Raw genomic sequence first — 499 nt, 5'->3', positions numbered from 1 at the left:
CGATCACGGCAGCGCCGGGGCTCAGCCTCATCAAGACGGCCAAGGCGGGAAGCACCTTCAAGGCCGTCGGCGACAAGATCTCCTACGACTATGTCGTTTCCAATAGCGGCAATATCACGGTCACCAAGCCGATCAGCATTGCCGATGATAAGATCGGCGCGATCGCCTGTCCGGCTTTGCCGGAGGGTAAACTCGCGCCTCGCGCGGCGCTGACCTGTTCGGCCGACTATACCGTCACCCAGCTCGATATCGACGCTGGTGCCGTTACAAACAAGGCGACGGCCACGGACGGCACTTTGGTATCGCCAGTCGCCACCGCGACCGTCAAGGCGACGCAGACAAACGGACTTGTGCTCGAAAAGAAGGTCACATCGCTGTCGGGCAATACGGTCGGCTCCACCATTGCCTATAGCTTCACCGTCAAGAACACCGGCAATGTGACGCTGAAGAACATCAGGCTCACCGACAAGCTTGCCGATGCCGTGGTCAGYGGCGATGT

The 499-nt window shown here is 59.8% G+C and carries 1 protein-coding gene; it reads left to right on the top strand.

Annotation, left to right across the window (positions count from 1 at the left end; genetic code table 11):
• The coding region (locus tag AC1DNI_RS22775) for a DUF7507 domain-containing protein (RefSeq protein WP_477693527.1) at positions 1-499 on the top strand (499 nt) is incomplete at both ends.

This window comes from Phyllobacterium sp. 01N428, from assembly GCF_056399405.1.
The sequence above is the reverse complement of the archived record's forward strand: the minus strand, read 5'-3'. Positions and strand labels throughout refer to the sequence as shown.